Here is a 17,459-nt window from a genome sequence, read left to right as displayed (position 1 = left end):
ACGAGGACCTGCGCCGCAGGTGACGAGCCGGGTCAGCGGATCCGTTTCGCCAGCTCCCGGCGCATCCGCCCGAAGGGCCGGGGACGGTCGACGCCGAGCACGCCGACGGCCTCGCCCTCGGCGTCGAGGAACACCGCGAGGAAGCCGCCGTCGCCCTCGGGGTCGCCGTCGTCGATCCGGACCGTGCCGTCGGCGTCCCGGTGGCCGGCGAACTGGATGTTGTGCCCGTACTGGTCGGACCAGAAGTAGGGCACCGCGTGGTGCGCGGGCAGCGAGTGCTCGGCGCCGAGCAACGCCGCGGCCGCGACGGCGGGCTGCTGCAGGGCGTTGGTCCAGTGCTCCAGGCGCAGCCGGTTGCCGGTGTAGGCGCGGTGCGCGCTGGCGCAGTCCCCCACCGCCACGATCCCGGGCAGGTTGGTGCGGCCCTCGGCGTCGGTGACCACGCCGTCGTCGAGCTCGACGCCGGAGCCTTCGAGCCATTCGACGTTGGGCAGCGCGCCGATCCCGACCACGACGACGTCGGCGGGCAGCTCCCGGCCGTCGGTGAGCTCGACCCCGGTGACCCGGGGCGAACCGACGAGCCGGGCCACACCCGCCCCGAGGAGCAGCGGCACCCCGGCGGCGGCGTGCAGGCGGCCGCAGGCGGCGCCCATCTCGGGCCCGAGAGCCCGCTGCAGCGGCACCGGCGCGGCCTCGACGATCGTGACCTCCAGACCGAGGCCGTGTGCGGTCGAGGCGACCTCGGCCCCGACGAACCCGGCGCCGATCACCACCAGACGCCGGCCGGGGACGAGGTCGGCGCGCAGCGCGCGGGCGTCGTCGAGGGTGCGCAGGGTGTGCACCCCGCCGGGCAGCTCGCCCGGCAGGTTCCGGGCGCGGGCGCCCGTGGCGAGGACGACGGCGTCGGCCGAGAGGGTCGAGCCGTCGTCGAGGGTGACGGTCCGGGTCGGACCGTCGAGGGCGAGTGCGGTGCGACCGAGGCGCCAGTCGACGCCGAGCGCGGCGTCGTCGTCCTCGGTCAGGGCGATGGCGTCCTCGTCGGAGCTCCCGGCGAGGAACTCCTTGGACAGCGGAGGGCGGTCGTAGGGCAGGTGCTTCTCGTCCCCGACGACCGTGATCGTCCCGGTGAACCCCTGGGCGCGCAGGGCGCGCACGGTCGCAAGACCGGCGAGCGAGGCACCGACGACCGTGACGTCGCGCATCAGGTTCCGGCCTGTACGCCCGGACGGGCGCCGGTCGCGACGCCGGAGGCGGGGACGGACTCGACGACGTGGACCACGCCGTCGGCGACCACCACCCGGTGCGTGCGGACGGGTGTCTTCGCGGGCGGGCCGCTCGGCATCCCGGTCCGCAGGTCGAAGCAGGCCGCGTGCAGCGGGCACTCCACCGCACAGTCCTCGAGCCATCCGTCGGACAGCGAGGCGTCCTGGTGGGTGCACGTGTCGTCGATCGCGTACAGATCGCCGTCGACGTTGAAGACGGCGATGGGCACCGTCCCCTGGACACGAACGGACTCCCCGACGGGGATGTCGGACAGCTCGCCCACGAAGATCATGGTTCCTCCACTGTTGCCTATCGCGAAACTCGCCATGCCATGCGCAACCGTATGGTGAGGCCGCAGGTCGCAGCCGTCAACGAGGGATTTTCTCGACCGGCCGCGAGGGGCATCGGCGTCACGACGTGGAAAAGTGAGCGGCTGTCCCCAGTGACCGAAAGGGCCCGGAAACCGGCACCGGCACATTCCGGGCCGCCCGTCGACGAAAGATATATCACTCGTGGACACGTGACACCATGGCCGTGAGAATGATGGTGTGGCGATACTGCATCGCCACGTCGGCGTGGCTGCCGCGACGCGGCCGATCGATCCGAGGGGGGACCATGACCGAGGGACCGCGCAGGCCCCGACGTCGCGGTCCGGTCGCGGTCGAGGAGGAGCGCACTGTCCGCCGGGCGGCTGCGGCGGCATCGGTCGGCAACATCGCCGAGTGGTACGACTTCGGCCTCTTCTCCTTCCTCTCCGCGGTGGTGCTGAACCGGGTCTTCTACCCGGAGGCCGGCGAATGGTCACTGACGCTGACGCTGGCGACGTTCGCTGCCGCGTTCGTCGTCCGGCCGCTCGGCGGGTTCGTGTTCGGCCCGCTCGGGGACCGGATCGGCCGCACCCGGGTGCTCGCGTTCACGGTCCTGTTGATGACCGTCGCGACGCTCGCACTGGGCCTCGTGCCCTCCTACGAGACGGCAGGGGTCGCCGCGCCGCTGCTGGTGCTGCTCATCCGGATGCTGCAGGGCTTCTCCGCGGGCGGGGAGTACACCGGTGCGCTGACCCTGGTCGCGGAGTACGCGCCCGACCGCCGTCGCGGGTTCTTCGGCAGCTGGCTGGAGTTCGGCACGATCACCGGCTACATGCTCGGCGCGGGTGTCTGCGGCGCGCTCGTCGCGGTGCTGCCCGAGCAGGACCTGCTCGACTGGGGCTGGCGGATCCCGTTCCTGCTCGCCCTCCCCCTCGGGATAGCCGGCATCTACCTGCGGATGCGCCTGGAGGACACCCCGGCGTTCCGACAGCTGATGGAACGCTCCCCCGCGCTCGCGACGATGCCCTACCGGCGGGCGATGCAGATCCTGGTCCGCCGCTACCGGGTGCCGGCCCTGGTGACCGCGGCGCTGGCCGTCGCCTGGAACGTCACCAACTACGTCCTGACCAACTACATGCCCACCTACCTGACCGGGACGCTCCCCCGGCACGGCCAGCACGGCGCCTCCGGGGCCGCCACCGGCGCCATGCTCGTCGCGGTCATGCTGCTCATGCTGTGCGTGATCACCGGGGTGGGCAGGCTCAGTGACCGGATCGGCCGCAAACCGGTCCTGATGGTCACGAGCCTGACCCTCGTGGCCGTCGGACTGCCCGCGGTCTGGCTGATGCGCGACGGCATGGTCGGCCAGTTCGTCGGGCTGCTGCTGCTGGCCGTGGTCCTGGTCGGCTTCGCCGCGGTGCTGCCCTCGACACTGCCCGCGCAGTTCCCGACCATGGTCCGCTACGGCGGCCTGGGCGTGGTGTTCAACCTGTCGGTGTCGCTGTTCGCGGGCACCGCACCGACGCTGATCGAGACCGCCGTGACCGCCACCGGCAACCTCGACTGGCCGGGGTACTTCCTCGTCGCCGCGGGTCTGGTCGGCGTCGTCGCCGTGGTGTTCCTGCCCGAGTCCGCGGGCCGACCGCTGGCCGGCGCGGCACCGCTGACCTCCAGCGCGGACCTGCCCCCGCCGCCGATGTCGGCCGACGGCATCCCGCTCGAGCAGCCCTACGATCACACGCACTGACCCGCCCGCGGCACCGGTGCGGGCCGACCCGCGCCCCCTCTTGGCACGATTGATATATCAGTCTAACATCGTCGGCATGACCAGAGCCCGGCGTGGATCGGAGCGACCGTGAGCATCTCCGTGTTCGACATGTTCAAGGTCGGCATCGGCCCGTCCAGCTCGCACACCGTGGGGCCGATGCGGGCCGCGTCCCGCTTCGTCGGGCGGCTGCGGGCCTCGGGCGACCTGACCCGGACGGCGTCGGTGCGGGTGGAGCTCTTCGGTTCGCTCGGCGCGACCGGGCACGGCCACGGCAGCGTGAAGGCGGTCGTGCTGGGCCTGGCCGGGCACGAGCCGCACCTGGTCGATCCGGTCGCCGCCGACCCGATGGTCGAGCGGGTGCGCGCCGAGGGCCGGATCCGCCTCGGCGGCGAGCACGAGATCGTCTTCGCCGCCGACGACGACGTCGTCCTGCACCGGCGCCGTCGGCTCGACTTCCACTCCAACGGCATGCTCTTGCAGGCCTTCGACGCCGACGGCGCCGTCCTCGACAAGCGCGAGTACTACTCGGTCGGCGGCGGCTTCGTCCTCGACTCCGACGAGGCGGGCCGCCCCGTCCTGGTGGCGGACGCGACCCCGGTCGCGTACCCCTTCACCACCGGCGACGAGCTGCTCGGCCTCACCCGCACCCACGGCCTGTCGATCTCCGACATCATGCTGGCCAACGAGTTGTCCCGGCGCACCGAGGACGTGGTGCGCAGCGAGCTGCTGCACATCTGGTCGGTGATGCAGGAGTGCGTCGAGCGCGGCGCCCGCACCGGCGGCACGCTGCCCGGCGGGCTCAGGGTCCGGCGCCGGGCGATGGCGCTGCGCGAGCGGCTGGAGGCGGCGACCGGCGAGCCGGACGCGCTGCACGCTATGGAGTGGGTGACCCTCTACGCCCTCGCCGTGAACGAGGAGAACGCGGCGGGCGGGCGGGTCGTCACCGCCCCCACCAACGGCGCCGCCGGGATCGTCCCGGCCGTGCTGCACTACGCGGAGCGGTTCCTGCCCGGCTTCGACGACGACTCCGTCGTCCGGTTCCTGCTCACCGCGGGAGCCGTCGGGCTGCTGTTCAAGGAGAACGCCTCGATCTCCGGCGCCGAGGTCGGCTGCCAGGGCGAGGTCGGGTCGGCCTGCGCGATGGCGGCCGCCGGGCTCGCGGAGATCATGGGCGCCACACCCGAGCAGGTCGAGAATGCCGCCGAGATCGGCATCGAGCACAACCTGGGTCTGACCTGCGACCCGGTCGGCGGGCTGGTGCAGATCCCGTGCATCGAACGGAACGCGGTCGCCTCGATCAAGGCCATCACCGCGGCGCGGATGTCGGCGCACGGCGACGGGATGCACCACGTCTCGCTGGACAAGGCCATCAAGACGATGCGGGAGACGGGTGCGGACATGAAGGACAAGTACAAGGAGACCGCCCGCGGTGGTCTCGCACTGAACATCGTCGAGTGCTGAGCCGTGTTCTCCGATCAGGACGACCTGGAGCGGTTCCTGCTGTCGCGGCCGGCGACCGGGCGCCGCAACGGCACCGCGCCCGACGCGCCCCGGGAGCGCACCCGCGAGGTGCTGGCCGGGCTGGGTGACCCGCAGGAGGCCGTGCGGACCGTGCACGTCGCGGGGACGGCGGGCAAGGGGTCGGTGTGCGCGTTCGTCGCGTCGCTGCTGACCCGGCACGGGTTCCGGGTCGGGGTGCAGGCCTCGCCGCACGTCTACGGCATCCGCGAGCGGTTCCGCCTCGGTGACCTCCCGGTCCGCGCGGACGTGCTCGACGACCGGCTCGCCGCCGTCGCGGGTTCGGTGGCCGCGGTCGAGGCGCGCCGGGGTGAGCGCTGCTCGTTCTTCGAGGTGGTGACCGCACTCGGGTTCGCCGCCGTCGCCGGGCGGGCCGACTACGCCGTCGTCGAGACCGGAATCGGGGGCCGGCTGGACCCGACGAACGTCGTCGCCCGCACGGACAAGCTGGCCGTGCTCACCGCGATCGGCCTGGACCACGTCGACATGCTCGGCAGCACGCTCGGCGAGATCGCCACGCAGAAGGCCGGGATCCTGCCGGTCGGCGGCCGCGCGGTGCTGGCCCGTGGCGGCCCCGAGACCGACGCGGCTGTGGCCAGGGAGGCGGCGCGCCGCGACACCCTGGTCGACGTCGTGGACGTCGCCGCCGCGGCCGCGCTGGCCCGGATCGGTCCGGGCGGCACCACCGTGGACCTGGCCGGCTGGTCGGACGTTCCGCTGGGCCTGCACGGCAGGCACCAGGCCGGGAACGCGGTGCTGGCCCTGCACGCGGTGTCGGTGCTGGCCCGGCGCGACGGCTGGCGGCTCGACCCGCTCGCCGTCCGTCAGGGGCTGGCGCTGACCTCGCTGCCGGGGCGGTTCGAGCGGCGCACCGTCGCCGGGACCCCGGTGGTGCTCGACGGTGCGCACGACGCACTGAAGCTGTCCGCGCTGGCCACCACGGTGGCCGAGACCCACCCGGGCGCCCCGGTGACCTGGGTGCTGGCGCTGGCCAGGGACAAGGACCTGGGCGAGGCCGTCCGGGCGGTCGCCGGGACCGGGGCGCGGGTCGTCGCGACCGGGCTGCCGGGCGGGGACCACCCGTCGCGGCACTGGAGCCCGTCCGAGGTCGCCGCGGCGGCGACGGCGGCCGGGATGTCGGCCGTCGCCGTCGCGGACCCGGCCGACGCCGTCGACCACGCGCTGGCCACCGGCGGGGGCGACCCCGTGGTGGTGACCGGGTCGTTCCGGCTGCCCGGCGCGGTCGCGTCGCGGCTGGACCGCGCGGCCGTCCCCGAGGGGCAGCCGGCATGACGATCACCGAGGACGTGTTCGTGGACTTCGACAGCCCGCGGTCGCTGGCCGACCGGGCCTACGTGGCCATCCGGGACCAGCTGATCATGCTGGAGATCCCGCCGCTGGCCCCGATCGACGACGAGGCCCTCTCGACCCGGCTCGGCCTGGGCCGCACCCCGGTGCGCGAGGCGCTCAAGCGGCTGGAGACCGAGCGGCTCGTCGTGTCCTATCCGCGACGCGGGACGTTCGCGACCGCCGTCGACATCTCCGACCTGCGCGACGTCGGCGAGGTGCGGACGGTGCTGGAGCCGACCGCTGCCCGGCGGGCCGCCGCCGTCGCCCCGGCGTGGCGGCGCGAGGAGCTGCGTGAGCTGGCCGGGCGGGTCGCCGCGCTCGAGGCGCCGCGGATGAGCCGGATCGAGCTCATGCGGTGGGACGTGACGGTGCACCGGTCGGTCTACCGGGCCGCCGGGAACCCGTACCTGGAGGACACGCTCACCCGCTACTACCACCTGGCCACCCGGATCCACTGCCTGTTCGTCGACCGCATGGACCAGGTCGGCCACCACGTGCACGAGCACATCGCGCTGCTGGAGGCGATCGCCGACGGCGACGCCGACCGCGCCGAGGCCGTCAGCCGCGAGCACGTCCTCGGCTTCGAGACCGCCGTCCGCGCGGTCCTCTGAACCCGCTCCCCTACGGAAAGGAACCCACTGTGCCGCAGCGTGTCCAGGGCGTCGTCGCCCTCGAGAAGGGCAAGCCGGTCTCGGTCGAGACGATCATCGTCCCCGATCCCGGCCCCGGTGAGGCCGTGGTGAAGATCCAGGCCTGCGGGGTCTGCCACACCGACCTGCACTACAAACTCGGCGGCATCAACGACGAGTTCCCCTTCCTCCTCGGCCACGAAGCCGCCGGCATCGTCGAAACCGTCGGCGACGGCGTCACCGACATCGCCCCCGGCGACTACGTCGTCCTCAACTGGCGCGCGGTCTGCGGACAGTGCCGCGCCTGCAACAAGGGCAAGCCCCAGTACTGCTTCGACACCCACAACGCGACACAGAAGATGACCCTCGAAGACGGCACCGAACTGTCCCCCGCCCTCGGCATCGGCGCCTTCATCGAGAAGACCCTCGTCCACTCCGGACAATGCACCAAGGTCAACCCCGACGCAGACCCGAAAGCCGCCGGCCTCCTCGGCTGCGGCGTCATGGCCGGCCTCGGCGCCGCCATCAACACCGGCGGCGTCGGGCGCGGAGACTCCATCGCCGTCATCGGCTGCGGCGGCGTCGGCGACGCCGCCATCGCCGGCGCCACACTCGCCGGCGCCACCACCATCATCGCCGTCGACACCGACCCGCGGAAACTCAAGTGGGCCGAAGAGTTCGGCGCCACCCACACCGTCAACGCCACCGAACAGGACCCGGTCGAGTTCATCCAGTCTGTCACCGACGGCAACGGCGCCGACGTCGTCATCGACGCCGTCGGACGACCCGAAACCTACAAACAGGCCTTCTACGCCCGCGACCTCGCCGGCACCGTCGTCCTCGTCGGCGTCCCCACCCCCGACCTGCACGCCCCCCAGATCCCGCTCATCGACTACTTCGGCCGCGGCGGCGCCCTCAAATCCTCCTGGTACGGCGACTGCCTACCCTCACGCGACTTCCCCACCTACATCGACCTCTACCTCCAAGGCCGCCTCCCCCTCGACAAATTCGTCACCGAAACCATCAGCATCGACGACATCGAAACCGCCTTCGACAAAATGCACGCCGGCGACGTCCTCCGATCGGTCGTGATCCTCTGATGGCCCCGACCGACTCCCCCATCGACCACGTCGTCACCTCCGGCACCTTCAACCTCGACGGCGGATCCTTCGACGTCGACAACAACGTCTGGATCATCGGCGACGACCACGAAGTCCTCGTCATCGACGCCGCCCACGACGCCGACGCCATCACCCACGCCGTCGGCGACCGCACCGTGAAGGCCATCGTGTGCACCCACGCCCACGACGACCACATCAACCAAGCACCCACCCTCGCCGACCGCTTCGACGCACCGATCCTGCTCAACCCCGCCGAACACGTCCTGTGGGACATGACCTGGCCCGACCGCACACCCGACCAGGAACTCGCCGACGGGCAGACCCTGACCGCGGGCGGGATCGACCTACGGGTGCTGCAGACCCCCGGCCACTCCCCCGGCTCGTCCTGCCTCTACGCACCCGAACTCGGCATCGTCTTCACCGGCGACACCCTGTTCCAGGGCGGACCCGGCGCCACCGGACGCTCCTACTCCAACTTCGACACCATCATCGAGTCCATCCGCACCACCCTGCTCACCCTCCCCGCCGACACCCGCGTCCGCACCGGACACGGAGACCCCACCACCATCGGCGACGAAGCACCCCACCTCGACGAATGGATCCGCAACCGATCCTGACCCGACACCCCCGCTGCGGCCCGGCCCCTCACACCCAGGGGCCGGGCCGCAGCGGTTCCTACACCGAGATGCAGCTCAGCGGGCTCGGACGAGCCACGACTCCCCCTGAGCTGCATCTCGGCGACCGACCACCGGCATGGGAGCAGGCCCGACGGGGACCCGCCGGGCGAAGCGGCCGGCCGGGTACTCCACGAACATCGGCTGGTCGCCCACGAACTGCGACGATCGCGCCGGCTGCGCCGCGCACAGCGGTACGGCCGCCGGGCCGCCCACAGCGCCGAAACGGGTCGTGACAGCGGCCGGGTACCCGGGCAACGGGAAGCACCACGCATGAGCTGAGCACGCCGTACGGCGCGACCGGACGGACCCGCCCCAGCGCACCCGAGCACCGCAGCCGAGGACCGCGGCCGGGGTTCACGGCCGGGGTTCACGGCCGGACGTGCCGCCGGAGGGCGCGCGCACGCGGCCGGAGAGCGGGGACAGGCCGGCACAGCCGGGGCGGGCGCGCGGACGGCCCGGGCCTGCACGTCGCAGGGAGCACCTGCGCCGAGATGCAGCTCAGCGGGCTCGCGTGAGCCACGGACCCCGCTGAGCTGCATCTCGGCGACCGGTCGAGCAGACAGCGCGGAACGAGGACAGCGCGGGGCGGCGGGCAGCGCGTAACGGGGGGCGGCGCCGAACGAGGGTCGGCGGAACGAGGGGCGGCCGAGGGCGAGGGTCGGGGGCCGTGACGGGGCACGGCCCCCGGCGGTTCAGCCCCGGAAGCGGAACGGGGCGAGCTTCTCGGCCAGCTCGACCGGGTCGCCGTCCTCGCCCGGGGCGTGGTGGAAGCCCTCGGCCTCGGCGAGACCGATCAGCCGGCGCTCGTCGAACAGGCCGCAGACGTAGCGGACGGTGTCCTCGCCGATGTCGGTGACCGCGACGCGGAGCTGGTAGATGCCCGGGTAGTGGACCTCCTCGAGGTACTGCACCGACAGCGACGACGGGGACAGCCCGTCGAGCGGGCCGCCCGCCGGGTACCCGAGCACGTCGGAGTGCAGCTCGGCGAGGCCGTCGAGGTACCAGGCCGCCAGCGCGACGTTGTTGACGTGGCGGTTGGTGTCCAGGTCGGTGAAGCGGGTCCGCACGTCCCAGCGGAACGGGTAGTTCTCACGGACCGCGCGGGCCTCACCGCGGTCGGGACGGCTCGGGGCCGGGGCGTCGATGCGCAGCGTCGTCAGGGCGCCGCGGACCTCGTCGGTCAGCGGGGCCGGGGCGGTGCCGTCGGTGTGCACCGAGGTGGACTCACCGGTGGCGACGCACTCGTCGCCGGCGAAGACCGCGTAGCGGTAGGAGAACGACGTGGTGCCGATGTGGCTGACGCCGACGCCGATCCGGTAGGAGCCGGCGACCCGCAGCGGGGCCAGCACGTCCACTCGGATGGCGGCGAGCAGCAGTCGTACGCGGGACTGCAGGCGGGCGACGAGGTCGGCGCCGAAGGTGTCGCGCTCGACGGCGACGCGGGCGTCCTCGAACCAGCGCACCAGGGCGTCGCGGCCGATCCGGCGGCTCGGGTCGAGGTCGGCGTACCGGGCCTCGTGCTCGATCAGCACCGGGAACATCCCGGGCTCGGGCACGGTCGGCGTGGTGATGGTTGCTGTCACCCCTCCATCGTGACGCTGTGTCGCCGCTCACCGGCAACCGGCCGTCGGATATCACACCTGGTGAGCTGTCCGGATACACCGGGTGCGCGGTCCCGGGTGCCGGGCGGCCCGGTCACGGCCGGGCCTGTCGGAGGTGCTCGGTAACCTGCCGAACGTGCCTCCCCCCTCGACGGCCCCCGTGCGTACCCAGGACCTGCCCGGTGTGCACGAGCTGCTCGAGGTGGCCGTCACCTCGGTCGGCGGTGCGCGCCGCGAGGGTCAGGACCGGATGGCCGACGCGGTGCGCCGCTCGCTGTCGTCCGGGGAGCACCTGGCCGTGCAGGCGGGCACCGGCACCGGGAAGTCGCTGGCCTACCTCTTGCCCGCCATCCGGCACGCGATCGCCCGTGACACCACGGTCGTGGTCTCGACGGCGACGATCGCGCTCCAACGCCAGCTCGTGGACCGGGACCTGCCGCGCGTCGCGAAGAGCCTGAAGCAGGTGCTGGGTCGCGAGCCCACGTTCGCCATCCTCAAGGGGCGGCGCAACTACCTGTGCATGAACAAGCTGCACGGGGACATGGGAGACACCGCCGACGAGGCGGACCAGCTGTTCGACGCGTTCGCCATCTCGGCGCTCGGGCGGCAGGTGAAGCGGCTGCACGAGTGGTCCTCGGACACCGAGACCGGGGACCGCGACGAGCTGGTCCCCGGCGTCCCGGACTCCGCGTGGCGGCAGGTGTCGGTGACGGCGCGGGAGTGCCTGGGCGCGAGCCGCTGCCCGGTCGGTGAGGACTGCTTCGCGGAGAAGGCGAAGGCCGAGGCGGGTCGGGCGGACATCGTCGTCACCAACCACGCGCTGCTCGCGATCGACGCGATGGGCGAGGCGCAGGTGCTGCCCGAGCACGACGTCGTGATCGTCGACGAGGCGCACGAGCTGGTGGACCGGGTGACCGGCGCGGCGACCGCCGAGCTCACCGCGGGCACGGTCGCGACCGCGGCCCGGCGCTGCGGCAAGCTCGTCGACCAGGACACCGCGGACCGGCTCGCGGAGGCCGGTGAGGGCCTGGCGGCGGTGCTGGAGGACATGCCCCCCGGGCGCTGGGAGTCGCTGTCCACCGCCGCCGCGGGCGCGCTGAACGCCATCCTGTCGGCCGGGGCGGGCTGCCGGCAGGCGATGGGCGCGAACAAGCGCAGTGACGACTCCGACCCGGAGGGCGCGGCCGCCCGCAAGCTCGCCCAGGCCGTGCTCGACGAGGTCGTCGACACCGCCGCGCGGCTGCTCGAGACGTTCAAGGAGACCGACGCGGCCAAGCGCCGTGACGTCGTCTGGCTGGGCGAACAGGGGCCGGACGGGTCCCGGCACAAGGTGCTGCGGGTCGCACCGCTGTCGGTGGGCGGGCTGCTGCGCGAGCGGCTGTTCAACACCCGTACCACCGTGTTGACCTCCGCGACGCTGGCCCTGGGCGGGTCGTTCGACGCGCTGGCCCGGCAGTGGGGCCTGCCCGCCGCGCAGCCCAAGGAGGCCGGCTCCACCCCGCCGTCGAGCGTCGACGAGGGGCACGGCCCCGTCCAGGACCCGGAGGCGCCGCGCTGGCAGGGCCTCGACGTCGGTTCGCCGTTCGCGCACGCCAAGTCCGGGATCCTCTACCTGGCGCGCCGGCTGCCCAACCCGGGCCGCGACGGGCTGGCGCCGGAGACCCTCGAGGAGATCGAGGGACTCGTGCGCGCCGCCGGGGGCCGCACGCTGGGTCTGTTCTCCTCCATCCGCGCGGCGAAGCAGGCCACCGAGGCCCTGCGCGGAAAGCTCGACACGCCCCTGCTGTGCCAGGGCGACGACTCCACGATGCTGCTGGTCAAACGGTTCGCCGAAGACCCGGAGACCTCGCTGTTCGGCACGCTGTCGCTGTGGCAGGGCGTCGACGTGCCCGGCCCGTCGCTGTCCTGCGTGATCATCGACCGCATCCCGTTCCCCCGCCCGGACGACCCGCTGGTCGCGGCCCGGCAGAAGGCCACCGACGCCCGGGGCGGCAACGGCTTCCTGTCGGTGTCGGCGACGCACGCGGCGCTGCTGCTCGCCCAGGGCGCCGGGCGGCTGCTGCGCGCCACCGACGACCGCGGCGTCGTCGCCATCCTGGACCCGCGGATCGCGACCGCGCGCTACGGCGGGTTCCTGCGGGCGAGCCTGCCCCCGTTCTGGGAGACCAGCGACCGCGAGAAAGTGCACGGCGCGCTGCGCCGGCTGCGCGGGTCCTCGTGACCGGCTCCATACGGCGGACGACCCTCCTCCCGAGATAGATTGCGCACAACCAATGAAATCGGAGGAGTACCCATGGCGAACTACACGACCGAGGCCACCTCGACCGGCGGCGGCCGCGACGGCCACATCCGCAGCGAGGACGGCTTCATCGACCAGGACCTGAAGATGCCGCCGGAGCTGGGCGGCCCCGGCGGCGCCACCAACCCCGAGCAGCTCTTCGCCGCCGCCTACGCGGCCTGCTTCCACGGCGCGCTGCGGCTGGCGGCCCGGAAGGCGAAGGTCGCCGTCCCGGACGACGCACAGGTCACCGCGACCATCCAGCTGCAGCCCGACGACGTGAGCTTCCACGTCGCCGCCGACATCACCGCCCACCTTCCGGGCCTGGAGCAGTCGGCCGCCGACGAGCTGGTCGAGGCGGCGCACCAGGTGTGCCCCTACTCGAAGGCGACCCGCGGCAACGTCGAGGTCACCCTCACCGCCACGGTCTGATCAGGGACCGTCCGGCGCCGGGATCTCGAAGGCGTTGAGCAGCGCCGACACCGACAGGTACATGCCGGTCAGGTGGACGGTGTCGAGCACCCCGTCGCGGCCGATCGCGGCCTCGGCCGCGGCGTAGGTGTCGTCGGTGACCCGGTGGGTGCGGACCAGCTCGTCGACGAACCGGTGCACGACGAGCTCGTCGCCGGTCAGCACCTGGGCCGCGGTTCCGTCGAGCAGGGCCTGCACCGCGTTCTCGTCCAGCCCCACCGAGCGGGCGACGGCGGTGTGCGCGTACAGCTCGTAGGCGGCGCCCCAGGCCGCGCCGACGGTCAGGATGACGACCTCGCGCACGGTCGCCGGCAGGGACGACTCCTGCTGGTCGGTCGCGACCCACCGGTTGAACGCCGTGCCCGGGCGCGGGCGCAGCACGAACGCGTTGAACGGGCCGATGAGGCCGCCCTCGTCGTCGGTCGCGGCGAAGCCGGACTCCTCGGCCCAGCGGGCCGTGCCGGAGCGGATCCGGTCGACGGCGGCGCGCTGCTCGTCGTCGAGGTCGAGGGTCTCGTTGCGGGGCAGCCGGCCGCCCCAGTCCCGGGCGCCGGCAGGCGGGTGTGTGGTCACACCCGGTGGATCACCGCCGTGGTCCGGCCGCAAACGCGGCGTGAGCCACTGCCAGGCAGGTCATGGTGCCCGGGTCGACCTCGGTGAAACCCGCGTCGCGCACCCCGACGACGCCGTCGGTGCCGTCGTCGGCGGGCGGGGCCAGGCGCGCCCAGGTGGCCGGGTCCGCGGTGCGCACCGCGCACACCGGTGCCGCGCCGACCGGCCACCCGGCGGCCGCACCGAGCAGCATGGTGGCGTGCCCGACCTGCGCGGCGGCCTTGCCAACGGTCATCTCGGCGTGCGGTGACAGCAACACCAGCGGGGCGTCCGGGTCGGGTGGGCCGGGCTCGTCGGCGGGCAGCTCTGTACCGCCGATCTGCAGCCGTGCGACGACCTTCGGCACGTCGTCGACCGGGCCGGGCAGCAGGGCGCGGACCTCGGCGTCACCGACCCGCACCGTCACGCCGGGGAGCTCCGCCACGGCGCGCCAGTGCGCGCCACGGGCCCGCCGCGCGATCTTGCGGATGCGTCCGTCCACCCACGGGGCGACGGCATCGTGCCAGTCGCCACCGGGCTGGGCCCGCGGGTCGGTGCAGACGGCGAGCGCCGCGGTGGCCGCCGCCTCCAGCAGCGCGGTGCGCACGGGCAGCGGGTCGCGCTCGATGCGCAGCACGACCGGCATCGCCCGCACGACGCCGTCGGCCTCCGGCGCGATGTCCCGGCCGCGGGCCCCGGCTCCGTAACGGCCCGCGAGCAGCGCCAGCACCGGTGCGGGAGCGGTCACGCCAGCGGGACCCGGCGCAGCACGCCCTCGGCGGCGTCAGCGGCCTCGACCTCGGTACGGGTGATGCCCAGGACGAACAGCACGACGTCGAGGTAGGGCACCGACACCGAGGTGTCGGCGACCTCGCGCAGCGCCGGCTTGGCGTTGAACGCGACGCCGAGCCCGGCGGTGGAGAGCATGTCGATGTCGTTCGCGCCGTCGCCGACCGCGACCGACTGCTCCAGCGGGATGTCGTGGGCCGCGGCGAACCGGCGCAGCGCGACGGCCTTCCCGGCCCGGTCGACGACCTCGCCGACCACCCGTCCGGTCAGCTTCCCCCCGGAGATCTCCAGCTCGTTCGCGGCGACGAAGTCGAGCTTGAGCTCGCGCGCGAGCCCGGCGATGACCTGCGTGAACCCACCCGATACGACGCCGCAGCGATAGCCGAGCCGGCGCAGCGTGCGGATCGTGGTGCGGGCACCGGGCGTCAGCTCGATCTCGGCGGCCACCTCGTCGACGACGGAAGCGGGCAGCCCCTCCAGGGCTGCGACGCGCCGGGTCAGCGATTCGGTGAAGTCGAGGCGGCCGGCCATGGCCTCCTCGGTGACCCGGCGGACCTCGGCCTCGACGTCGGCCCCGGCACGGGCGGCGAGCATCTCGATGACCTCGCCCTGGATCAGGGTGGAGTCCACGTCGAACACGATGAGCCGCTTGCTGCGCCGGGACAGCCCGGCCCGGGACACCGCGACGTCGACGCCCGCCTGCCGCGCCACCCGGACCAGCCGCTTGCGCAGCGTGCCGGGCGGGTAGGCGTCGGCGTCACCCTGGGGGACCGGGGAGACGAGCAGCTCCAGCCCGGTCACCGGGTAGTCGGCGACCCGGCGGATGGAGTCGATGTTGGCGCCGACCGCCGCAAGCTCCGCGGCGATCGCGCCGAACGCGCGGGCCGTGATCGGCCGGCCCAGCACCGTGACGACGTGCGTCGACGGCGTCCGGGTGGCCCGGCGGCCGTCGCGCTGGATCTCGATGTGCACGCTCATGGCGATGGAGTCCATCGCCGCGCCGACCGTGTCCTGCAGATCCTCCGGGTCCCCCTCGGGCACGACCAGCGCGCCCAGGGTGAGCCGGCCGTTGACCACGACCTGTTCCAGGTCGAGCAGCTCGACACCGGCCGCGGTCAGCGCGGTGAACAGCACGGAGCTGACACCAGGACGGTCCGGCCCGGTCACCGTGACGAGCACGGTGGGCCGGGCCGGACCGGGAAGTACTGGGGTCACTACTTCGACTTGGGGTCGCTGTCCGGCATGGACTCCTTGCCGACCTCCTGCGCGAGCACCTCGCTCGGGTGCGCCCGATTGCCGACGTGCGCCTCGGCGCGCGCCTTCTCGACCAGGTGCGGGTAGTGCAGGTCGAACGCCGGGCGCTCGGAGCGGATCCGGGGCAGCTCGGTGAAGTTGTGCCGCGGCGGCGGCGACGAGGTCGCCCACTCCAGCGAGTTGCCGAAGCCCCACGGGTCGTCGACGGTGCAGACCCGGCCGAACCGGTAGCTCTTGAAGACGTTGTAGAAGAACGGCAGCGTCGAGGCACCGAGGATGAACGCACCGATCGAGGAGATCGTGTTCAGCGTCGTGAAGCCGTCAGAGGGCAGGTAGTCCGCGTAGCGACGCGGGTAGCCCTCGTTGCCCAGCCAGTGCTGCACCAGGAACGTCAGGTGGAACCCGACGAAGGTCAGCCAGAAGTGGATCTTGCCGAGCTTCTCGTCGAGGAACCGGCCGGTCATCTTCGGGAACCAGAAGTAGATCCCGCCGAAGGTCGCGAACACGATCGTGCCGTAGAGCACGTAGTGGAAGTGCGCGACCACGAAGTAGGTGTCCGACACGTGGAAGTCCACCGGCGGCATCGCGAGCAGGATGCCGGTCAGGCCGCCGAAGAGGAACGTGACGAGGAAGCCGACCGAGAACAGCATCGGCGTCTCGTAGGTGATCTTGCCCTTCCACAGGGTGCCGATCCAGTTGACGAACTTGACGCCCGTCGGGATGGCGATGAGGAACGTGGTGAAGGCGAAGAACGAGAGCATGATCGCGCCGGTGGCGTACATGTGGTGCGCCCACACCGCGACCGACAGCGCCGCGATGGCGATGGTCGCGAAGACCAGGCCCTTGTAACCGAAGATCGGCTTGCGGGCGAACACCGGGAAGATCTCGGACACGATGCCGAAGAACGGCAACGCGACGATGTAGACCTCCGGATGGCCGAAGAACCAGAACAGGTGCTGCCAGAGCACCACACCGCCGTTGGCGGGGTTGAAGATCTGGGCGCCGAGGTGGCGGTCCGCGGCCAGCGCGAGCAGCGCGGCGGTCAGGATCGGGAACGCGATCAGCACCAGCAGCGCGGTGATGAAGATGTTCCAGGTGAAGATCGGCATCCGGAACATCGTCATGCCCGGCGCACGCATGCAGACGATGGTCGTCACGAAGTTGACGCCACCGAGGATCGTGCCCAGACCGGAGACGACCAGACCCATGATCCAGAGGTCACCGCCCGGCCCCGGCGACCGCACCGCGTCCGACAGCGGGGTGTAGGCGAACCAGCCGAAGTCCGCCGCGCCGCCCGGGGTCAGGAAGCCGGAGACGACGATGATGCCGCCGAACAGGTACAGCCAGTAGGAGAACGAGTTGAGCCGCGGGAACGCGACGTCGGGGGCACCGATCTGCAGCGGCACGATGTAGTTCGCGAAACCGAAGACGATCGGCGTCGCGAACAGCAGCAGCATGATCGTGCCGTGCATGGTGAACAGCTGGTTGTACTGCTCGGTCGACAGGAACTGCAGCTCCGGCCGTGCGAGCTCGGCGCGGATCAGCAGCGCCATGACACCGCCGACGGCGAAGAAGCCGAACGACGTCGTCAGATAGAGGATCGCGATGTCCTTCGGGTCCGTCGTCCTCAACATCTTGAGGAACGTGGATCCCTTGCCCTCACGCCGCGCCGGATACGGGCGCGTCGAGATCGGCTTGGGCTCGACGGCTGTCACCTGGGCCTCCATGCACTTGCCTGACCTGAGCACGTCCTCGCGGACGGGCAGACTCTACTTCCCGACCGGCGAGCGGCGCCCGTCCGGTCCGGGAGATCCACTTCGTGGGTCCCGGCTCGTCGCACG

At 72.5% G+C, this 17,459-nt stretch carries 15 protein-coding genes; 8 read left to right on the top strand and 7 right to left on the bottom strand.

The annotated features are described in order from the left end of the window. Positions 1 to 32: 32 nt before the first annotated feature. Together Ae505Ps2_RS13245 and Ae505Ps2_RS13240 are read right to left on the bottom strand one after the other, a co-directional pair. Entirely contained in the window at positions 33 to 1,202 is a 1,170-nt protein-coding gene (locus Ae505Ps2_RS13245) for an FAD-dependent oxidoreductase (RefSeq protein ID WP_075307937.1), read from the bottom strand. After that, entirely contained in the window at positions 1,202 to 1,555 is a 354-nt protein-coding gene (locus Ae505Ps2_RS13240; protein ID WP_075553663.1) for a bifunctional 3-phenylpropionate/cinnamic acid dioxygenase ferredoxin subunit, read from the bottom strand. The genes Ae505Ps2_RS13245 and Ae505Ps2_RS13240 overlap by 1 nt, the downstream gene beginning before the upstream one ends. A 323-nt stretch (positions 1,556 to 1,878) precedes the next feature. Between Ae505Ps2_RS13240 and Ae505Ps2_RS13235 the strand changes: the two genes are divergently transcribed. The 6 genes from Ae505Ps2_RS13235 to Ae505Ps2_RS13210 all read left to right on the top strand — a co-directional run bounded on the left by Ae505Ps2_RS13235 (position 1,879) and on the right by Ae505Ps2_RS13210 (position 8,574). Further along, positions 1,879 to 3,318 (top strand): MFS transporter, encoded by a 1,440-nt coding sequence (locus tag Ae505Ps2_RS13235; RefSeq protein ID WP_075307939.1) that lies wholly within the window; start codon positions 1,879 to 1,881, stop codon positions 3,316 to 3,318. 108 nt (positions 3,319 to 3,426) lie between these two features. Beyond that, positions 3,427 to 4,800, top strand: coding sequence for an L-serine ammonia-lyase (locus Ae505Ps2_RS13230; protein ID WP_075307941.1), 1,374 nt, complete (start codon positions 3,427 to 3,429; stop codon positions 4,798 to 4,800). Positions 4,801 to 4,803: 3 nt separating this feature from the next. After that, positions 4,804 to 6,150, top strand: coding sequence for a Mur ligase family protein (locus Ae505Ps2_RS13225; RefSeq protein ID WP_075307943.1), 1,347 nt, complete (start codon positions 4,804 to 4,806; stop codon positions 6,148 to 6,150). Further along, on the top strand, positions 6,147 to 6,818 hold the full coding sequence (locus Ae505Ps2_RS13220) for a GntR family transcriptional regulator (protein WP_075307945.1): 672 nt from the start codon (positions 6,147 to 6,149) through the stop codon (positions 6,816 to 6,818). Before Ae505Ps2_RS13225 ends, Ae505Ps2_RS13220 begins: the two co-directional genes overlap by 4 nt. Positions 6,819 to 6,847: 29 nt before the next feature. Then, positions 6,848 to 7,936 carry an S-(hydroxymethyl)mycothiol dehydrogenase gene (locus tag Ae505Ps2_RS13215; RefSeq protein ID WP_075333058.1) on the top strand — a complete coding sequence of 363 codons (1,089 nt, stop codon included), beginning with the start codon at positions 6,848 to 6,850 and terminating at the stop codon, positions 7,934 to 7,936. Further along, a complete protein-coding gene (locus Ae505Ps2_RS13210) occupies positions 7,936 to 8,574 on the top strand; it encodes an MBL fold metallo-hydrolase (RefSeq protein ID WP_075553662.1) in 639 nt (212 codons plus the stop codon). The genes Ae505Ps2_RS13215 and Ae505Ps2_RS13210 overlap by 1 nt, the downstream gene beginning before the upstream one ends. 752 nt (positions 8,575 to 9,326) lie before the next feature. On the opposite strand, the gene Ae505Ps2_RS13205 is transcribed toward Ae505Ps2_RS13210, so the two are convergent. Then, positions 9,327 to 10,217, bottom strand: a complete 891-nt coding sequence (locus tag Ae505Ps2_RS13205) for a thioesterase family protein (protein WP_020625605.1) — start codon at positions 10,215 to 10,217, stop codon at positions 9,327 to 9,329. Between the two features lie 268 nt (positions 10,218 to 10,485). Between Ae505Ps2_RS13205 and Ae505Ps2_RS13200 the strand changes: the two genes are divergently transcribed. Together Ae505Ps2_RS13200 and Ae505Ps2_RS13195 are read left to right on the top strand one after the other, a co-directional pair. After that, positions 10,486 to 12,456 carry an ATP-dependent DNA helicase gene (locus Ae505Ps2_RS13200; protein WP_249265384.1) on the top strand — a complete coding sequence of 657 codons (1,971 nt, stop codon included), beginning with the start codon at positions 10,486 to 10,488 and terminating at the stop codon, positions 12,454 to 12,456. A gap of 72 nt (positions 12,457 to 12,528) precedes the next feature. Next, positions 12,529 to 12,945, top strand: coding sequence for an organic hydroperoxide resistance protein (locus Ae505Ps2_RS13195; RefSeq protein WP_075307953.1), 417 nt, complete (start codon positions 12,529 to 12,531; stop codon positions 12,943 to 12,945). On the opposite strand, the gene Ae505Ps2_RS13190 is transcribed toward Ae505Ps2_RS13195, so the two are convergent. Genes Ae505Ps2_RS13190 through ctaD form a run of 4 tightly spaced genes read right to left on the bottom strand, consistent with a single transcriptional unit; the run spans position 12,946 to position 17,333 of the window. Beyond that, positions 12,946 to 13,557, bottom strand: coding sequence for a carboxymuconolactone decarboxylase family protein (locus Ae505Ps2_RS13190; protein WP_075307955.1), 612 nt, complete (start codon positions 13,555 to 13,557; stop codon positions 12,946 to 12,948). Between the two features lie 10 nt (positions 13,558 to 13,567). Further along, on the bottom strand, positions 13,568 to 14,323 hold the full coding sequence (locus tag Ae505Ps2_RS13185; protein WP_075307957.1) for a peptidyl-tRNA hydrolase: 756 nt from the start codon (positions 14,321 to 14,323) through the stop codon (positions 13,568 to 13,570). Further along, entirely contained in the window at positions 14,320 to 15,543 is a 1,224-nt protein-coding gene (serB, locus tag Ae505Ps2_RS13180; RefSeq protein ID WP_170917126.1) for a phosphoserine phosphatase SerB, read from the bottom strand. The genes Ae505Ps2_RS13185 and serB overlap by 4 nt, the downstream gene beginning before the upstream one ends. A 35-nt stretch (positions 15,544 to 15,578) precedes the next feature. Next, complete coding sequence (gene ctaD / locus Ae505Ps2_RS13175; RefSeq protein ID WP_043280148.1) at positions 15,579 to 17,333, bottom strand: cytochrome c oxidase subunit I; 1,755 nt, start codon at positions 17,331 to 17,333, stop codon at positions 15,579 to 15,581. Positions 17,334 to 17,459 lie beyond the last annotated feature (126 nt).

This window comes from Pseudonocardia sp. Ae505_Ps2 (assembly GCF_001932425.1).
Taxonomy (GTDB): domain Bacteria; phylum Actinomycetota; class Actinomycetes; order Mycobacteriales; family Pseudonocardiaceae; genus Pseudonocardia.
Note: the sequence above shows the minus strand (reverse complement) of the source record. Positions and strands in the feature narration are given on the sequence as shown.